The organism is Pseudomonas sp. UMAB-40 (assembly GCF_900095275.1).
Lineage (GTDB): Bacteria > Pseudomonadota > Gammaproteobacteria > Pseudomonadales > Pseudomonadaceae > Aquipseudomonas > Aquipseudomonas mandelii_B.
Map to the genome: position 1 here is coordinate 144,946 of NZ_LT607567.1, position 15,609 is coordinate 160,554.

Below are 15,609 nucleotides of genomic sequence, written 5' to 3' on the forward strand. Positions count from 1 at the left end.
GGGCGATCTCCCTGAGATCGCCCATTTTTTATGACTACTGGACTTTACATCTTGAAACCAAACCCCTGAGCGCTATCAATTCCGGCCAACGCTTTCTCCGTCGTCACATACAACTCACGTATATGCCCGACCAAAAACGTCCAGAACGCCGGCTCATTAACGGTTTGCGCGACCAAGTCTGCTGGCAGGAACCGATTCATTTCCTTGCGGAATTCGAGCACCACTTTCGGATCTGCATCGAGCTGCTCTGAACGCTCCTTGAACAATTTCAAGAATTCATCCTCCCCGCAGCGATGATCGCTGAGTTTCTTCCCAATCAAATCCAGCTGCGGCGTTACACCTTGCTGACGTAGCCAGACCATGTCCCAGAGATCCCGGTTCTTGATTCGGTTAGGGCGCAGAGCAAAAGCCACAATTTTGTCGGCATAGATTTCTTCGCGCGTTTCTGCCTGCAAAATAAGGCCACTCGTGCCCATGTCGACGCCATACGGATTCAGCAGCAACATGGGTTGTGGCTGATAACTCGGAATGGAGCACACATCGATGTTGATGCGTTGCGCCGGAAGGTCTTTGCGCCCGGGTCGGGTCTGAACCTTCAGCTTCCAGGTATCAACATTCCCCTCCTCACGAACGGGCTCACCGACTTCAACTTCAAGGCCATATTTGGTTTTCAGCGTTGAGACAAGAACGTGAGCAAGCTCAGTCAGACTCTCCCGATTGAAGTCAGCGCCACCAGTGAAATCCAGATCCTCGCTCAAGCGGTTTGAGCCGTAGCAGGCACGCAAGCAGGTTCCACCGATGAAGGTGAGTTTGGCGAGCATGCCGGCAGAGCTCAGTGCAAGCATGATGTCGTGGTGCAGCAATTCCTTTTCCACCACGACCCGCAATGGCGCCAGATCCTGTTTGTTTTTAAGTGCTTCATCTACCAGTTCATCAAACAAACTCATTGGCGACGCTCCAATCGATCAAATCCATATTTCGTTTCGCGGCCTTCATGTCCCGCAATGCTTGTTGCGGTGTTGCCCGCCATAGGCGGCAACGCGCGTCATAGTGAACCAGGCCAACCAGGTCCTGAGGTTTCTGGCGAGTGTGCACGAACTCGATGGTGCCCCAGCGCCCGCATGAAATGGTGCTGCTGCGACCGGAAGACATCAGCGTGATCCAGTTGATGGGGATCTGAGAAATAACGCCGCTATCGCTCAATGCCGTTTCAAGGCTGATGTAGTTGAACTCCTTGGCTCGTAGCCTTGCAGCGGCATGAAACAGCACCAATCCGCTGGACGGTTTGGCAGCTTCAAACAGGTAAAGCCCTCTGCACACCCGAGCCAGATGACCTTCCGAAGCTGCGCGGCTCAACAAGGTTTTGTAAGCACCTTCGGAAATATCGGGCACCAATGATCTGAGATCGTCCGGAGTGAACAGATAGCGTTCTTCGCTGGCCAAACTGGTCAGTTTTTGAAGAAGCCGTCCCATTGGCTGGGTGGATTTTGAGTGTGGATGCATAGCCAAAGACTCTACAGAAGGTTTCACTTTATGTAACTTACTGTTGAGTCCGATGGAATGGCAAATCATTTCTGCCTCCATGAGTCAAGCACACTGAAAGCATGGGATGGATGCTCGCAGCCCTTCTACACTCAATCCCCACAAGACCCACTCTCACCAAAAGAGCCCCCATGACCACCCTCAAAGACCGCTTGAAGCAAGGCAAGGACGCCCGCAAGAATTGCCCCCGTAATTCCCAAGCGTCCACGGGCAAAACCAACCGCGACCCGCTCCCACTGATCAAAGCCTCAAGCGAAGGCCGAATCAAGTCCCTGGTCGAACTCCGCTACGGCCGAATGCTCGTCTCCCCCTTCAGCTTCTATCGCGGCACCGCGCTTTTGCAGGCCCACGACCTGTCTTCCACGCCGAACATGGGCCTGACCTCGCCCATCTGCGGCGATTGCCACCTGATGAATTTCGGCGGGTTCGCCACGCCCGAACGCAATCTGTTGTTCGGCGTCCACGACTTCGACGAGGTCCATCCCGGCCCTTGGGAGTGGGATGTTAAACGGCTGGTGGCGAGCATCGTGGTGGCCGCCCGCGATTTGCGTCATGGCGAAACCGTCGAAGAAACGGTTTGCCGCGAAGTGGTCAGCGCGTATCAGGAAACCATGCTCGAGTGCGCCGAACAAAGCTCGCTGGAAACCTGGTACGAGTCCATCCATTACGACGACTTGCGTAAGCAGGCGAATAAAAAAACGCTCGAGCATATCGAACGCGCCATCGCAAAGGCCGAGGGTCGTTCCCACGCCGAACTGTTGCCGAAAATCAGCGAACGTGACGCCCATGGTCGACTGATCATTCGCGATGACCTGCCGGAAATTTTCCACCTGCACAAAAACACCACATTGCTGGATGCCGATGATGACTGGCTACGCCACTCGGATTGGCGGCCTATCTACGACGCCTTCATGCGCGAGTATCCCGGCACGCTGCTGGCTGACCGACGGGCGTTGTATTCACGTTTTCACGTCCAGGACATGGCGTTCAAAGTGGTGGGCGTCGGCAGTGTTGGCACCCGTTGTCTGGTGGTCTTGCTGACCGACGATCAGGAATTCCCGCTGTTCCTGCAATTCAAGGAAGCACGGCGCTCGGTGCTGGCCGATTACGTGAAGACGAAATCAAAAATACGGCATAACGGTCAGCGGGTGGTCGAGGGTCAACGATTGATGCAGGCAGCCAGTGACCTGTTTCTCGGCTGGACCACCGGCCCCAGCGGTCGACACTTCTACGTGCGGCAATTGCGCGACATGAAAATCTCGGCCGAACTCGAGACTTTCGATGCGGACACCTTCGCCGCGTATGGCCGCGTCTGTGGTCGCGCCCTCGCCCGCGCACATGCCAAATCGTCCGGGCAGGCCGCGCAGATCAGCGGTTACATCGGCAAGAGCGATGCGCTGGCCGACGCGCCGTTCAAGTATGCGAAAAGTTATGCAACGCACAATGAGCAAGACTTTGAGCGATTCCAGCAGGCCTGCCGCAAGGGCCAGTTACGAGCTCGCTCCGAGGCAGACTTTGCGGCAGATCATTTGCCCTAAGCGGGTAACGCAGTCCATCCACACATGAACTTTTCTTCACCCCACCACTTCCCCTCAACCGGTACAGTGCTCCCGCTCATTCAAGAAACTACGGTTTGCCCGCCCTCCCGCGGGCTTTTTTTTGCCTTTTGATTGATTAGCTGCGGCCCGTAATCCAATACCCGCCCTTAAACTGTCGCAAATCACGTCCAGCAAGCTTATTGGGTGTACCATCGATCTCTGTCCATCAGATATCAGTTAGCCATGTCCACGCTAAGCGAAGAGAGCCGCCAGATCGTAGCTTCTCTGGCGCACCGTGTTGGCCCCGACGCTGACATCGCAAGGATCGCCCAAGCGATCATTTCAACCTTGCGGGATTTGGATGTAGCCCTCACGCCCATCATCGGCCAGCAAGGGGTTGCCGCGCTTTATCGCCGCAGCCTCCACCTGTGCGCCTCCACTCATCCGCGTTTAGCCAGCACCTGCGACAAAGTGCCGGCCGGCATGGACCTGACTGCTCTCAAGTCCGTAATCGTTGAGCAAAGCAACACCGATGCGCTGTTTTTCGGTGAAGTGTTGCTGACCACCTTTTACGAGCTGCTGTCCACGCTCATCGGGCCCTCGCTCACCGAACGCTTGCTTCGTGGCATGTGGGAACCTTCTTTGAGCGACACCCCTTCGCAGGAAAATTCGCCATGAGCACCAAAGTGACTATCAACCGCCTGGCCACCGGCGTGCCAGGGCTGGACGAGGTGCTGGGCGGGGGATTACCGGAGTTTTCGTTCAACCTGATCGCCGGCCCGCCTGGCTGTGGCAAAACCACGCTGGCACATCAGATGATGTTCGCCCTGGCGACACCTGAGCGCCCGGCGCTGTTCTTTACCGTGCTGGGCGAGCCGCCGCTGAAGATGCTGCGCTATCAGCAGCAATTCGACTTTTTCGACAGCGAAGCGATCAACCAGTCGATTCGCTACATCAATCTGGCCGACGACACCCTGGCGGGGAATCTGGACGAGGTGCTGCGGCGCATCGTCAGCGAGGTGGAGGCTCACTCACCGGGGCTGGTATTTGTCGACTCGTTCCGCTCCGTGGTGCTGGCCAGCCAGACCCAGGACAACCCCAACAACAACCTGCCACAGTTCGTTCAGCAACTGGGCATGTTGATGACCACCTGGCAGGCGACGACCTTCCTGATTGGCGAATATTTCACCGAAACCGACACCAACCCGATTTTCACCGTGGCCGATGGCCTGATCTGGCTGCGTCAGAGCGTTCAGCGCAACTCCATGGTGCGCAAGATGGAAATCATGAAGATGCGCGGCCAGCCGACGTTGCCAGGCCTGCATACCTTCCGTATTGCGACGTCGGGGATCAAGGTGTTTGCACCCGCCGCCATCAACCCCGTTGAAGCCCCGCTGGAATTCCCGATCAAACGCCTGAAAATGGGTGTGCCGCAGCTCGATGAAATGCTCGGCGGCGGCTTGCCCCGGGGTTATTCGTTGCTGGTGGCCGGGCCGTCGGGTTCGGGCAAAAGCATTCTGGCGGCGACCTTCCTGGCCGAAGGCGCGCGCAATGGCGAAACCGGCGTGATCGCGGTGTTTGAACAACGGCCGAATCACTCCCAGAACTCCACTCTGGCGGGACTGATTCAGAGCGGTCAGGTCGGTCTGGTGGACAGCCGTGCGCCGGACCTGTCCATCGACGAAATCGTGCAATTGCTGCTCAGCGAGATCCGCCGATTGAAAGCCACCCGTGTGGTGATCGATTCGCTGTCCGGTTTCGAACTGGCGCTGGCGCCGACCTTCCGCGAAGACTTTCGCGAATCGCTATCGCGCATGGTCACGGCACTGACCAGCATCGGTGTCAGTGTGTTGCTGACCTCGGAACTGGAAGACCGCTACACCGATCTGCGTTTCAGCCCTTACGGCACGGCGTTTCTCACCGATGCAATCATTGTCCAGCGCTACATCGAAGTGCAGAGCCGCTTGTTGCGCATCATGGCGGTGGTCAAGGTTCGGGCCAGCGCCCACTCCGACGAATTGCGCCTGTACAGCATCGATGATAACGGCCTGCAGATCGGCGAAATGTTGCCGGATCAGGAAGGCTTACTCGGGGGCCGGCCCACCCGGCAGCTCAGCAAGGACAAGGTGTAAACCAGGACCATGACCGAGGCCAATGGCACGAACGCACAAACGATGGCCACCGCCGCTCGTGAGTTGTTCCTGCTTGGCCAGAAAACCGTGGAAGCGCGTGCGGTACTGGCGGCGCTGCAAAAAGAATTGAGCGATACCAACAATCGGCTGGTGGATGCCCAGCAAATCGAACAATTGGTCGAAGCCAATCAGCAACTGGTGCTGGCCATTCTGCTGGCGCAATCGGATGCGGAAAAACCCCATCGCTCGCAAGAAGAGCAGCGCCTGTTCCTGGAGATGCGCGAGGCCAACGCACAATTGGTGATCGCCGCCCTCAGCGCGCAAAACCTGCAAGCCTCGGCGGAACATACGCTGGCGCAGCAACGCAACATCCTCACACTGGTCGCCCATGAACTGCGCAACCCGCTGACACCCATCAGCATGATCGCCGGTCGACTGGTGCGGGTGCCCATTGAAGAGTTGCCGCGCATGCAGGCGTTGATCGAGGGCCAGGTGCAGCACATGACACGGCTGGTGGATGACTTGCTTGACGTGTCCCGCGCCAGCACCGGCAAGCTGCGCCTCGAATGCCGGATCGTCGACATGGTGCAGATCATCCACGAGGCCATCGAAGTGTGCCGCCCGGTGATGAACACCCGACGACTGCATTTCACCGCCGAACTGCCGACGTGTGCGCTGTCGGTGGACGGCGACCCGGTGCGGCTCACGCAGATTCTCGGCAACCTGTTGGGCAATGCGGCCAAGTACACACCCGCCGGGGGCCATGTCACGCTTGCGGTCACTGCCCGGGACAACGTGCTGGAGATGATCATTTGCGATGACGGCATCGGTATTTCCGCTCAAGCCCTGCCGTTTATTTTCGAACCGTTCGTACAAGACGTGCATGCCGTCGGCTTCAACGGCGCAGGCCTTGGCATTGGCCTGACGGTGGTGCGCGAACTGGTGGAAGCCCATGGCGGCAGCGTAATCGGCAGCAGTGACGGCGACGGCAAAGGCAGCACCTTTATCGTGACATTGCCCCTGGCGGTTTGAGTTTTTCCGTTGGCCACGTGATGCTTGCGCGACGATCCCCCCGAACCGGAGCGCCCTATGCCGTTGTTGTCCCTGCCCTGCAAACGCTTGACGCTGGCGGTGCTCGCCCCCGAACAGGCGGCACTGGAAAGCGATTTCTACCGACGCAACCAAAGGCATCTTGCCCGGTGGTCGCCGATTCGTCCCTCCGATTACCACAGCCCTGAAAACATTCGTCCGCGCCTTGAGGTACAAGCCAGCGCGTTCGAGGCCGGCCTGGCGGTGCATTTCGCGCTGCTGGACCCGGACAACGGCCAGATGATCGGCGCCTGCAATTTCAGCGGCATCACTCGCGGAGCGTTTCAGGCGTGTTATCTCGGTTACCACATCGACGAATCCCGTCAGGGCCAGGGCTTGATGCAGGAAGCACTGGAAGCCGGCATCGGCTACATGTTCGATGAGCAGAAACTGCACCGGATCATGGCCAATTACATCCCCGGTAATGAACGCAGCGCGCGGCTGCTGGAGCGCCTGGGATTTGAACGTGAAGGCTACGCCAAGGCCTACCTGAGTATCGCCGGGCGCTGGCAGGATCACGTGTTGACCGCATTGATCAACGATCGCTTTGAAACCCCGGAACAGCGCTGGTCCAGGCGCCTCGCGTAATACTTCGCGGCCGTTCACACTTCATTAAGCATTCGCCCCGTATGCTCGGGCTTCCCGGTCCACCTGCTTGGTAGCCAGAAGCCTATGTCGCGTCCCGCCATTTCACTGTTTCTACTGGCTGCCCTGCTGTTTTTCTTTGCCTTGGGCAATCATCAACTTCAAGGGTCCACCGAGGCCCGGGTTGCCGGGATCGCCATGCAGATGCACCTGGACAACGACTGGGTGACGCCCCGTTTGTTCGGCGAACCGTTTCTGGAAAAACCACCTTTGAGCTTGTGGCTGGATGCCGGCGCCATCCGTGCATTTGGCGGCACGCCGTGGGCGGTGCGACTGGCCTCGGCGTTCGCCGGGTTGTTCAGCGTGATGCTGTTGTACACGATGCTGCGGCGGTTCGGCCGGCCCAGGGCGATTGCCTGGACGGCGGGAATCTTTCTGGCAACCATGGCCAGTTATTGGAGCAATGTCCGCGGCGTCGGTGAAGACGCGTTGCTCGCCCTCGGCGTGAGCATGGCGTTGCTGGCGTTCTTTCAGGGGCAGCGACAATCGGCGCCCGGCAACGCGCTGCTGTTCGCCTCGGGAATCGCTATCGCCACATTGAGCAAAGGCGTCCTGGGCCTGGCGATGCCGGGCGTGGTGATTTTCGTCTATCTGCTGGCCGAGACCTTGATGGACAGGCGTCTGAAAATCTCCGACTGGTTGCGCCCCGGTTTACTGACGCTTGCTGGATTGATCCCGCTGATGATCTGGCTCGCGGTGCTGTATCAGCGTGGTGGCGCGCCGGCCGTAGGGGAAGTGCTGCTGACCAACAGTGTCGGGCGCTTCAGTGGATCCTTCGTCGAGGCCGGGCATTACGAACCGTTCTACTACTACCTGGCCAAGCTACCCCAAGCGTTTCTTCCGTGGAATATTCTGGTGTACCTGGGGTTGTGGCATTTTCGAAAAAGCCTGATGGCCAATCGTTATTTGCTGTTTTTCACCCTGTGGATCGTGGCGCAGTTTGTGATGCTGACGTTGGCGTCGAGCAAGCGCACGGTGTATCTCATGTCGATGACGCCCGCGGCGGCGGTGATTGCGGCGGAGTATGCGGGCGTTCTGTTCGAGCGGCTGAAGATGCGCGAAGGTGCCTCGAACCTGTTGGGGCACATCGCACGGCATCGGCGCGGCGCAGCCATTGGCGTGATCGCGTTGATGATTGGCAGCTACCTGGCCGCCGCTCAATGGGCGCTGCCCCATGCGGACCGCAAACTGTCGTTCCTGCCGTTGACCGCACAGATCCAGACGATGCAGGCCAACGGGCAACACATCGCTCTGTTCCAGGCCAACGAACGGGTGGGCGGTGCCAGCGTGTTCTACACCCGGCAAGTGCTCAAGGGCCTGGACACCGAGGCGCAACTGCATGAGTTTCTGGCGGACTCACCCGCCAACGTGGCGGTCATGTCCGGCGAAACCGAACCGGCCGCGCCATTGAAAGTGCTCAAGACCATGAAGGTGGGGCGTCAGGCTTATTACTTTGTAAATCAGTAAGCGGCTCAGCGGCTGGCGTTTCAGCCTTTTGCAGCACCGGCATCTCCAGTCGCGCTCGGCCGTAAAACGGCAACGCTGTCAGCAAACAGGCCAGCCACACGAAGATCCCGGCCCAGAAGGTGTGGGACATGTAGTGCCAGCCTTGCAGGACCCGCGTCGTGCCATAGACGAAACCGAGCAGCAACGCGCCGTACATCAGCGCTTTGGAGTAGCGCCAGCGGTAGCGGCGAGCCACGAAGTACAGCGCGAGCATGGTGAAGCCGCCGGAAGCATGGCCACCCGGCCAGCAACGGCCATCACCGGCTTCCCTGAACAACTGGAAGTTGTTGTACCACTCCACATGAGGCAACTTCCCACCGTAGAGGGTCGTTTCAATCGGGCAGTACACACTGGTGTGCGACTTGAGGAAATGGATCACACCGGTGCAAATGGCAAACGCGAAGACGACGAACAGGAAATCCCGACGATGTCCGTAGGCAAATCGCAGCACCGGCGCCGCTTTGCTCCGCTCCAGAAAACCACCGAGACGCGGATGCTTTGAAATGTCGATCAGCGGCCAGACAAACGACAGCACCGCGCCGATCAGGGCAATCTCGGCGGTCCAGTTCGGAATGATGCGCGCCCACTTGTGGGTGAGCTTTTCAAAAAAGTGAACCTTGTCGAGCGGGAAGATCTGGGCGACCGGATCAAACAGAAGATTACTGAAGGCGATGTCGATCCGGGTCATGTCGAACATCAGGAAAACCACGGCCGCGCAGGCCAACGGGATACCGAAGTTCGCCCAGTAAAAGCGGTTGCGGGAAGAAGTCAGCATCGTGTGTCCTGATCCAGAGGGAAAACTCATTCGGTGGTCACCGAGCGCCAGTCGGAAGCTTCAATGAAACCGAGCATACGCGGTGCTTGAGGTGTTTGGGTGGAGATGAACAGAGAAGCGCCGTAGCCGAGTGTAGAAGTGGACAAATTGAGATCCTTCTCGAGTTGCGCCATGCATTCGCTGTGGGTTACCAAGATCAGGTTGCGACCCGCCACTTTATGCGCCAAGGCATCACGCAGCATCGTGCCTTTGCAACTGACCAACCAATCCTCGCCAAGCGCGACTTTGTTGAACATGTAACTGGCCGTCTGCGACGTACGAATCATCGGACTGTTGTAGATATCGGCCTTGTCCAGCCCCATCTGTTCAAACCGTGCACCGACGCTCACCGCGACGCTGCGCGAACGATCGGTAATGCCATCGTTGCCGCTCAGGCACGCGGCTTTCGAGTGATCACAGCGCTCGACATGGCGCACCAGCACAATCACATCGCCTTTGGCCCAGTCGGCGGCCAACGCTCGTGCGCCCGCCACATTGCCATGCGCCAAGTCCGGTATGGCGGCTGGCTGCAACAGCCAGATTGTCAATGGAATCACCAGCAGCGCCGATGCCAGCACCACGGCCGTGTTTCGGTAGCGGGTCAACCGGCCCAGTTTAATTGAGCGTTTTATCCCGAACAGACTCAGTCTCAATTCCACATCAAGCCGCCTCGCCGGCATGCATCACTGTCATTAGGTGCCGCGAGGGTAGAGTCGCGCGCGTCAGCAGCGGGTGAAACCCATGTGAAAAAAAGCTTAAGGCGCCCCAGAAATCTTGTTACAGATCTGTCCGACAAAATCCTTTCAGCTCTCGCGATTGCTGCCGATACAGACCTGCTACACACCCTTGCTGGCACCTAAAAAAACAACAATCTTCCAGCCAACCGACGATCGAAAGCGCAACGTTCCTGGAGGAATTTGATGAATAGCTGGTTCGGCAACATCAGCGTGAACATGAAACTGGGCCTGGGGTTCGGCCTGGTCCTGGCACTGACCTGCGTACTGGCCCTGACCGGCTGGACGAGCCTGGGCGGGTTGATTGACCGCAGCAACTGGATGAGCGACATCACCCAGCTCAACGCCGGCTTGACCAAGCTTCGTGTGGTTCGCCTGCAGTACATGCTGACCAACGGCGATGAAACCGCCGCTCAGAACGTCCAGACCACCCTTGACGCCTTTTCCGCTCAGCAACAATCGCTGCTGTCGAAGTTCAAGAGCCCGGAAAACCTCAAGCTGCTCAAAGAGCAAGGCACTTACATCGACGCCTACAAGACGTCGCTGAACAAAATGCGCAGCGCCTACCGCACCGGCAACAGCGCTCGCGACACCATGGGCGCCAATGCTGAAACAGCCAGCACGCTGATCGATGTCATCAGCACCCGCGTACAACAAATGCCTTTGAGCGATCAGCGTTTCGAACAGTTCCAGGCCGTCACCGCCGCCAAGGAAGCGTTCATCCTGGCGCGCTACGAAGTGCGCGGCTACACCGCCACCACCAATGCCGAGACCGAGCAAAAAGCCGTCGTCCAACTGGATGCGGCGATTGCCAGCCTGAAACCGCTGAACGTGCATTTCGCCGAGACCCAGCAAGACGCCCTGCGTCAGCTGGAAACCGCACTTGGCAACTACCGCAACGCGTTGATCGCCTATAAAGCCGCCAACACCGATGCCGTGCAGGCTCGCAAGGAAATGACTGACCAGGGCGCCGCGATCGTGACCCTGAGCGATCAGCTGTATCAGATCCAGCTCGATCGTCGTGACGCCGAAAGCGCCCAGGCGCGCACATTGCAGCTGATCAGCACATTGCTGGCGTTGCTGGTGGGCATCATTGCTGCGGTCATCATCACCCGTCAGATCACCCGCCCGTTGCGCGACACCCTGGCCGTGGTCGAACGCATCGCCAGCGGCGACCTGTCCCAGGACGTCAAAGTGACGCGCCGCGACGAACTCGGCGTGTTGCAGCAAGGCATCGCGCGCATGGGAGTGACCCTGCGTGACTTGATCAGCGGCATCCGCGACGGCGTCACCCAGATCGCCAGCGCCGCCGAAGAATTGTCCGCCGTCACCGAGCAAACCAGCGCCGGCGTCAACAGCCAGAAAATCGAGACCGATCAGGTGGCCACCGCCATGCACGAGATGACCGCCACCGTGCAGGAAGTCGCGCGCAACGCGGAAGAAGCCTCCCAGGCCGCAGCCGCCGCTGACGGCGAGGCTCGCGAAGGCGATAAAGTGGTCAACGAAGCCATCGCCCAGATCGAGCGACTGGCCAGCGAAGTGGCACGCTCCACCGAAGCCATGAGCGTGTTGCAACAGGAAAGCGACAAGATCGGCAGCGTCATGGACGTGATCAAGGCCGTTGCCGAACAGACCAACTTGCTGGCCCTCAACGCCGCCATTGAAGCCGCGCGTGCCGGTGAAGCCGGTCGTGGTTTTGCGGTGGTTGCCGACGAAGTCCGTGGCCTGGCCCAGCGCACACAGAAATCCACCGAAGAAATCGAAGGCCTGGTGGCCGGTCTGCAGAATGGCACTCAACAAGTGTCGAACGTGATGAACAACAGCCGCGCCCTGACCGACAGCAGCGTGGCCCTGACCCGCAAGGCTGGCGTGTCGCTGGAAAACATCACCCGCACCGTGTCCAACATCCAGTCGATGAACCAGCAGATCGCTGCCGCTGCCGAGCAACAAAGCGCCGTGGCCGAAGAGATCAGCCGCAGCATCATCAACGTGCGCGACGTGTCAGAACAGACCGCCGCCGCCAGCGACGAAACCGCGGCATCCAGTGTTGAACTGGCGCGGTTGGGGAATCAGTTGCAGATGATGGTGAGTCATTTCAGGGTCTAAAGCACCGCAGCTATCCATCCCCCCTCAGAAGCCCTTTAAATAAAGGGCTTCGTCATTTTTTACGAGGACAATTGCTGCATTTCCCCACCCGTAACGCCCACAAAGTGTCCACAGGGCTGCACACTATTTGACGGCGATGGGCAAAGCGCTGCTTGATGATTTAGTGAAGGCGGTTACGCCGAGACCAGCCAAGACTGGTAAGAAAGTCGCAGAATAGCGGCTAGCATTCAGATATATGCGCCCCGAACTCTCGCGGCGGCATCAAAAGGCAATATTCTTCCGGCAAAGTCCTCTTCAAACATCGCCATCGCATGTGCTTCAAGGCCTTGGTATATCCCCGACGATTATCGAAATAACGGGGCGAGGTCCTAGGCTAGCAGCCCCACGGCGTAGTCCTACATACGTGCCGCCCCAGTCCCCTGCCAAGTGGCGAAACTTCCGGCTCTCGTCGAATGAATGTGCTGACAGCGCCTCCGCATGTCACACCGTAATGTCGATATCTCCACTCATTGGAGGCCCATCGACATGGTCGACACTCCCGTCGTCAGCACACCTGCCGATAACACAAAAAAATCTCTGCTCGATACGTTGATCGAGGCCTACGCCCCGGACGGCAAATCAAAAGAACTGGCGGAACTATTCAAGGCCTCGCCGGCAATCACCTCGGTGTTCGACATCACCGGGATGACCGAAGCCGAGTTCAAGGATCGTCTGGACGTCGCGATCAGCGTTCACGAGAGTCTCAAAACGCACGAGGCCATCAACAGCGCAGCGCTCTACAACGACGCCAGATGTTACGCCGCCCAGATCAGCCACCTTTACCGGGAGCAGCGGACGTCGGACGGAACGGCGCAGGACCAGTGGCATCCGTTGGGCATTCGCGCCGTCGAAAAACAGGGCCCCACCTACACCCATCTGTTCAAGGAAAACTGGGACGACGCTTGCAAGAACGATTCGATTGCCGCCATCGATTCACCGGTCGCCTACCTGAGAGCGCTGTACCGTTTTGCCCTGCGGCTGGAATCCAGTGCCTCGTCATCAGCGGAAGAAAAAGCCAACCGGATCACGCTGGGAAAACGCCGGCCGGATCTCGCTGATCTGTCGATTGATCAGCAAAGCACCTTCACCGCGCAACCGATGCTCGGCATCGTCAATGCGGTCCTGGACCAGAATATCCAGGACGCGCTGAAAACCACCGATGACAAAGGCAAATCGACCTATGACGTTCTGGCGCAACGGTATTACCCCTTTGCCCTTCCTTACGAGTTTTTCCATCATCAGTGCGTGCTGGGACTGGGCGCGGACAAACCGATGCTCGGAGAGCTGAATTACCTCGTCAGCGAATACCTGCCTGTCACGCAATACTACGGATCCCGGTTTGGCACGGTGCAGAACACCTCCTCCGATCAGGCTCAGGGGCTGATGTCCGGCCTGAGCCCGAAACAACAAGCGTTGCTGACAGAACGGCCATGGGCCCAAAAACTGCTGTCAGACGCGGCGCTCGCCACACTCCCCCTCGAAGAACAGCGCACACAAAAAGACTATTACTGGGAAAAGATCTACGGCATTACATCCATTTCCGACCTGAAAAAAACACAACCCTTCCTTGACCGAACCGAACTTAAAGCCGAGCAACTGGAGGCATTGCTGGCGCAAGGCAAATACGCGCCCCACACTTCTGCGCATTACTTATTGGCGGCGCCCTACTCTCAGCCCTACGGTGCCCGTTACGTAAACGGTCCACTCGCGGTCACTGAAAAAAGCCTGTCGCTGGACACAGAAAAAAGCCCCGGGGTCATCGCGAATGTGACCGAGAACCAACTCGAACGCCTGCATCGAATGATTCGCCTCCAGCGCTGGCTCAACATTTCTTTCACTGATCTGGACAGCCTGCTATGCGGCGCATTTGAATCGAAACGACCACGTAATGCCCTGATGCAACTCGACAGCGACGCCCTCCAGGCCCTCGGTGTTTATCGTTACCTGAATCGCAGGTACTCGATCACGGCTGAAGAATTCAGCGCGCTGCTGTACCAGGTATCCCCCTGCGCGACCGGCGATAAAATCACTCTGTTCGACAAGGTGTTCAATCAGGCCAGGGTCTTCGACACACCGCTGATGGTCGATGGTCGCGCGTTTCGGGCGGATAATTCGGACCCCGTTTCTCACACCCTTCTCCAACACCTGAGCATCAGCCTGGGCTTGCCTTTGACAGAGGATTCGCTATTGCGGGTCGTCAAAAATACGCAGAAACACCTGGGTTCACTCAAGTGTGATTTGCCCACGCTGTCATCCATTTATCGCCAGGCACGCATCGCGCGAATGTTCGGTCTCTCGATCAGCGAAAGTTCGACGCTGGCCTATTTGCTGGGAGGGGAAAACACTTTCAAAAGCCTGGCAACCGGCGATCACCTCCTCGGTGTCCTGATGCAATTGGACTGGATAACTCGCTGGATCAAAGAGTCCGCCTACGACATCCCCATGCTGCAACGTGTTCTTGAACTGCAGTCGAGCACCGATTATCCGTTGGGGGACTTGCAGCAGTACCTCACCAAACTCAGGGCCGACACGCGCACGAGCGTGGTTACTGCACAAGAATGGGCGGCGCTGGCATTGCCGAGAAAAGTTGATTGGCGAGCGAAGCTGGCGAATACGCTGCTTGATGACAACGGGCTGGTAAAAGATTTCGCCCCCTCAATCAAACACGATGTACCGCAGACGTTGACCGCCGCACTGAACCAAGTCGTCGATGACACCCACATCAAACTGGACGCCGACCCCGAGAAAAACCGGAAGCTCAAAGACGAGATCAAGCTGAAACTCAAAAAGCTTCTCTTGCTGGCCCATGATCGTCAGCAGCATCTGATCGAAGTGTTTCTGCAGGAAACTTTCCTCCTGCCCATGAACTGTGCCAAAGACGTGGTGATATGGACGAATTTGTCAGTCCATCAGATTCTCACCGCAGCGCTGGACTCAAAAGACTCCCATGAGCTTGCGCGCACATTGCATCCGCTTCTGCGCCACACCGAGGCCGCTGTCCGATTGCAATTGAGCAACAAGGCATTGCGCGCACTGCTGAGCACTGCCCGCTGGCTGGACACACCGGATGGACAGCTGAAGCTATCGTTCAAAACCTTGTACCTGTTCGATCGCTTCAACCACTTCATGAGCACGTATCAGCAGCCAGAAGAAAACCTGCTGAGTTACCTGGAGTTCGCCAATTTCTTTGGTCGCGAGGCAGTCGTGGTCAACGAACGTCTGGCCCAGTTACTGAATTGGACAGCGGCTGAAGTCACCGTGCTCACCTCGCAGTTGCCGTTCAAGAAGGCCCAGACAATAAAGGACATCGATTGGGTCATGCGCTGTCACAGCGCCTGCAAAGCCACCGGGCTTGGCACGACCGCGCTGCTTGGCGCTGCGACTCTCGATAGCGACAGTTCGGCAGCTCAATGGAAGACAGTCGGTGAAGCCATCATGGCGGCCAGTCACTAATCCCGATACAT

The 15,609-nt window shown here is 58.0% G+C and carries 12 protein-coding genes and 2 pseudogenes; 9 read left to right on the top strand and 5 right to left on the bottom strand.

What is annotated here, in order from left to right; genetic code table 11:
• Positions 1-44: 44 nt before the first annotated feature.
• Positions 45-947 carry a nucleotidyl transferase AbiEii/AbiGii toxin family protein gene (locus K0F88_RS22865; protein WP_094469219.1) on the bottom strand — a complete coding sequence of 301 codons (903 nt, stop codon included), beginning with the start codon at positions 945-947 and terminating at the stop codon, positions 45-47.
• Positions 934-1,572 carry a type IV toxin-antitoxin system AbiEi family antitoxin gene (gene abiEi, locus K0F88_RS22870; protein WP_255141981.1) on the bottom strand — a complete coding sequence of 213 codons (639 nt, stop codon included), beginning with the start codon at positions 1,570-1,572 and terminating at the stop codon, positions 934-936. The genes K0F88_RS22865 and abiEi overlap by 14 nt, the downstream gene beginning before the upstream one ends.
• A gap of 101 nt (positions 1,573-1,673) precedes the next feature.
• Here abiEi and K0F88_RS22875 point away from each other — a divergent pair, with 101 nt between their 5' ends.
• The 6 genes from K0F88_RS22875 to K0F88_RS22900 all read left to right on the top strand — a co-directional run bounded on the left by K0F88_RS22875 (position 1,674) and on the right by K0F88_RS22900 (position 8,413).
• On the top strand, positions 1,674-3,080 hold the full coding sequence (locus tag K0F88_RS22875; RefSeq protein WP_219096619.1) for a DUF2252 domain-containing protein: 1,407 nt from the start codon (positions 1,674-1,676) through the stop codon (positions 3,078-3,080).
• A 243-nt stretch (positions 3,081-3,323) separates the two neighbouring features.
• Positions 3,324-3,758, top strand: a complete 435-nt coding sequence (locus K0F88_RS22880; protein WP_257605328.1) for a hypothetical protein — start codon at positions 3,324-3,326, stop codon at positions 3,756-3,758.
• Positions 3,755-5,212 carry an ATPase domain-containing protein gene (locus K0F88_RS22885; protein WP_219096620.1) on the top strand — a complete coding sequence of 486 codons (1,458 nt, stop codon included), beginning with the start codon at positions 3,755-3,757 and terminating at the stop codon, positions 5,210-5,212. Before K0F88_RS22880 ends, K0F88_RS22885 begins: the two co-directional genes overlap by 4 nt.
• 9 nt (positions 5,213-5,221) lie before the next feature.
• Positions 5,222-6,244 carry a sensor histidine kinase KdpD gene (locus tag K0F88_RS22890; RefSeq protein ID WP_219096621.1) on the top strand — a complete coding sequence of 341 codons (1,023 nt, stop codon included), beginning with the start codon at positions 5,222-5,224 and terminating at the stop codon, positions 6,242-6,244.
• Between the two features lie 57 nt (positions 6,245-6,301).
• Complete coding sequence (gene rimJ, locus K0F88_RS22895) at positions 6,302-6,889, top strand: ribosomal protein S5-alanine N-acetyltransferase (protein ID WP_094469223.1); 588 nt, start codon at positions 6,302-6,304, stop codon at positions 6,887-6,889.
• 84 nt (positions 6,890-6,973) lie between these two features.
• On the top strand, positions 6,974-8,413 hold the full coding sequence (locus tag K0F88_RS22900; RefSeq protein ID WP_094469224.1) for a glycosyltransferase family 39 protein: 1,440 nt from the start codon (positions 6,974-6,976) through the stop codon (positions 8,411-8,413).
• Here the strand turns inward: K0F88_RS22900 and K0F88_RS22905 are convergent.
• Together K0F88_RS22905 and K0F88_RS22910 are read right to left on the bottom strand one after the other, a co-directional pair.
• On the bottom strand, positions 8,364-9,227 hold the full coding sequence (locus K0F88_RS22905) for a phosphatase PAP2 family protein (RefSeq protein ID WP_094469225.1): 864 nt from the start codon (positions 9,225-9,227) through the stop codon (positions 8,364-8,366). The two genes, K0F88_RS22900 and K0F88_RS22905, sit on opposite strands and share 50 nt — an antisense overlap.
• 26 nt (positions 9,228-9,253) lie before the next feature.
• The gene (locus K0F88_RS22910; RefSeq protein WP_094469261.1) at positions 9,254-9,925 is read right to left on the bottom strand and encodes a histidine phosphatase family protein; all 672 of its coding nucleotides are present in this window, start codon (positions 9,923-9,925) and stop codon (positions 9,254-9,256) included.
• Between the two features lie 261 nt (positions 9,926-10,186).
• On the opposite strand from K0F88_RS22910, the gene K0F88_RS22915 reads away from it, so the two are divergent.
• The gene (locus tag K0F88_RS22915; RefSeq protein ID WP_219096622.1) at positions 10,187-12,106 is read left to right on the top strand and encodes a methyl-accepting chemotaxis protein; all 1,920 of its coding nucleotides are present in this window, start codon (positions 10,187-10,189) and stop codon (positions 12,104-12,106) included.
• A gap of 115 nt (positions 12,107-12,221) precedes the next feature.
• Positions 12,222-12,323: pseudogene (locus K0F88_RS22920) on the top strand (DUF3077 domain-containing protein); the annotation flags it as partial.
• 19 nt (positions 12,324-12,342) lie between these two features.
• Here the strand turns inward: K0F88_RS22920 and K0F88_RS32555 are convergent.
• Positions 12,343-12,435 (bottom strand): annotated as a pseudogene (locus K0F88_RS32555) (VapC toxin family PIN domain ribonuclease); the annotation flags it as partial.
• A gap of 337 nt (positions 12,436-12,772) precedes the next feature.
• On the opposite strand from K0F88_RS32555, the gene K0F88_RS22925 reads away from it, so the two are divergent.
• Positions 12,773-15,598 (top strand): Tc toxin subunit A, encoded by a 2,826-nt coding sequence (locus K0F88_RS22925; protein ID WP_219096623.1) that lies wholly within the window; start codon positions 12,773-12,775, stop codon positions 15,596-15,598.
• The last annotated feature ends 11 nt before the right edge of the window (positions 15,599-15,609 follow it).

Coding starts and splice junctions, on each gene's coding strand:
- K0F88_RS22865 (WP_094469219.1), bottom strand. CDS start 947: ATGAGTTTGTTTGATGAACTGGTAGATGAAGCACTTAAAAACAAACAG.
- abiEi (WP_255141981.1), bottom strand. CDS start 1,572: ATGATTTGCCATTCCATCGGACTCAACAGTAAGTTACATAAAGTGAAA.
- K0F88_RS22875 (WP_219096619.1), top strand. CDS start 1,674: ATGACCACCCTCAAAGACCGCTTGAAGCAAGGCAAGGACGCCCGCAAG.
- K0F88_RS22880 (WP_257605328.1), top strand. CDS start 3,324: ATGTCCACGCTAAGCGAAGAGAGCCGCCAGATCGTAGCTTCTCTGGCG.
- K0F88_RS22885 (WP_219096620.1), top strand. CDS start 3,755: ATGAGCACCAAAGTGACTATCAACCGCCTGGCCACCGGCGTGCCAGGG.
- K0F88_RS22890 (WP_219096621.1), top strand. CDS start 5,222: ATGACCGAGGCCAATGGCACGAACGCACAAACGATGGCCACCGCCGCT.
- rimJ (WP_094469223.1), top strand. CDS start 6,302: ATGCCGTTGTTGTCCCTGCCCTGCAAACGCTTGACGCTGGCGGTGCTC.
- K0F88_RS22900 (WP_094469224.1), top strand. CDS start 6,974: ATGTCGCGTCCCGCCATTTCACTGTTTCTACTGGCTGCCCTGCTGTTT.
- K0F88_RS22905 (WP_094469225.1), bottom strand. CDS start 9,227: ATGCTGACTTCTTCCCGCAACCGCTTTTACTGGGCGAACTTCGGTATC.
- K0F88_RS22915 (WP_219096622.1), top strand. CDS start 10,187: ATGAATAGCTGGTTCGGCAACATCAGCGTGAACATGAAACTGGGCCTG.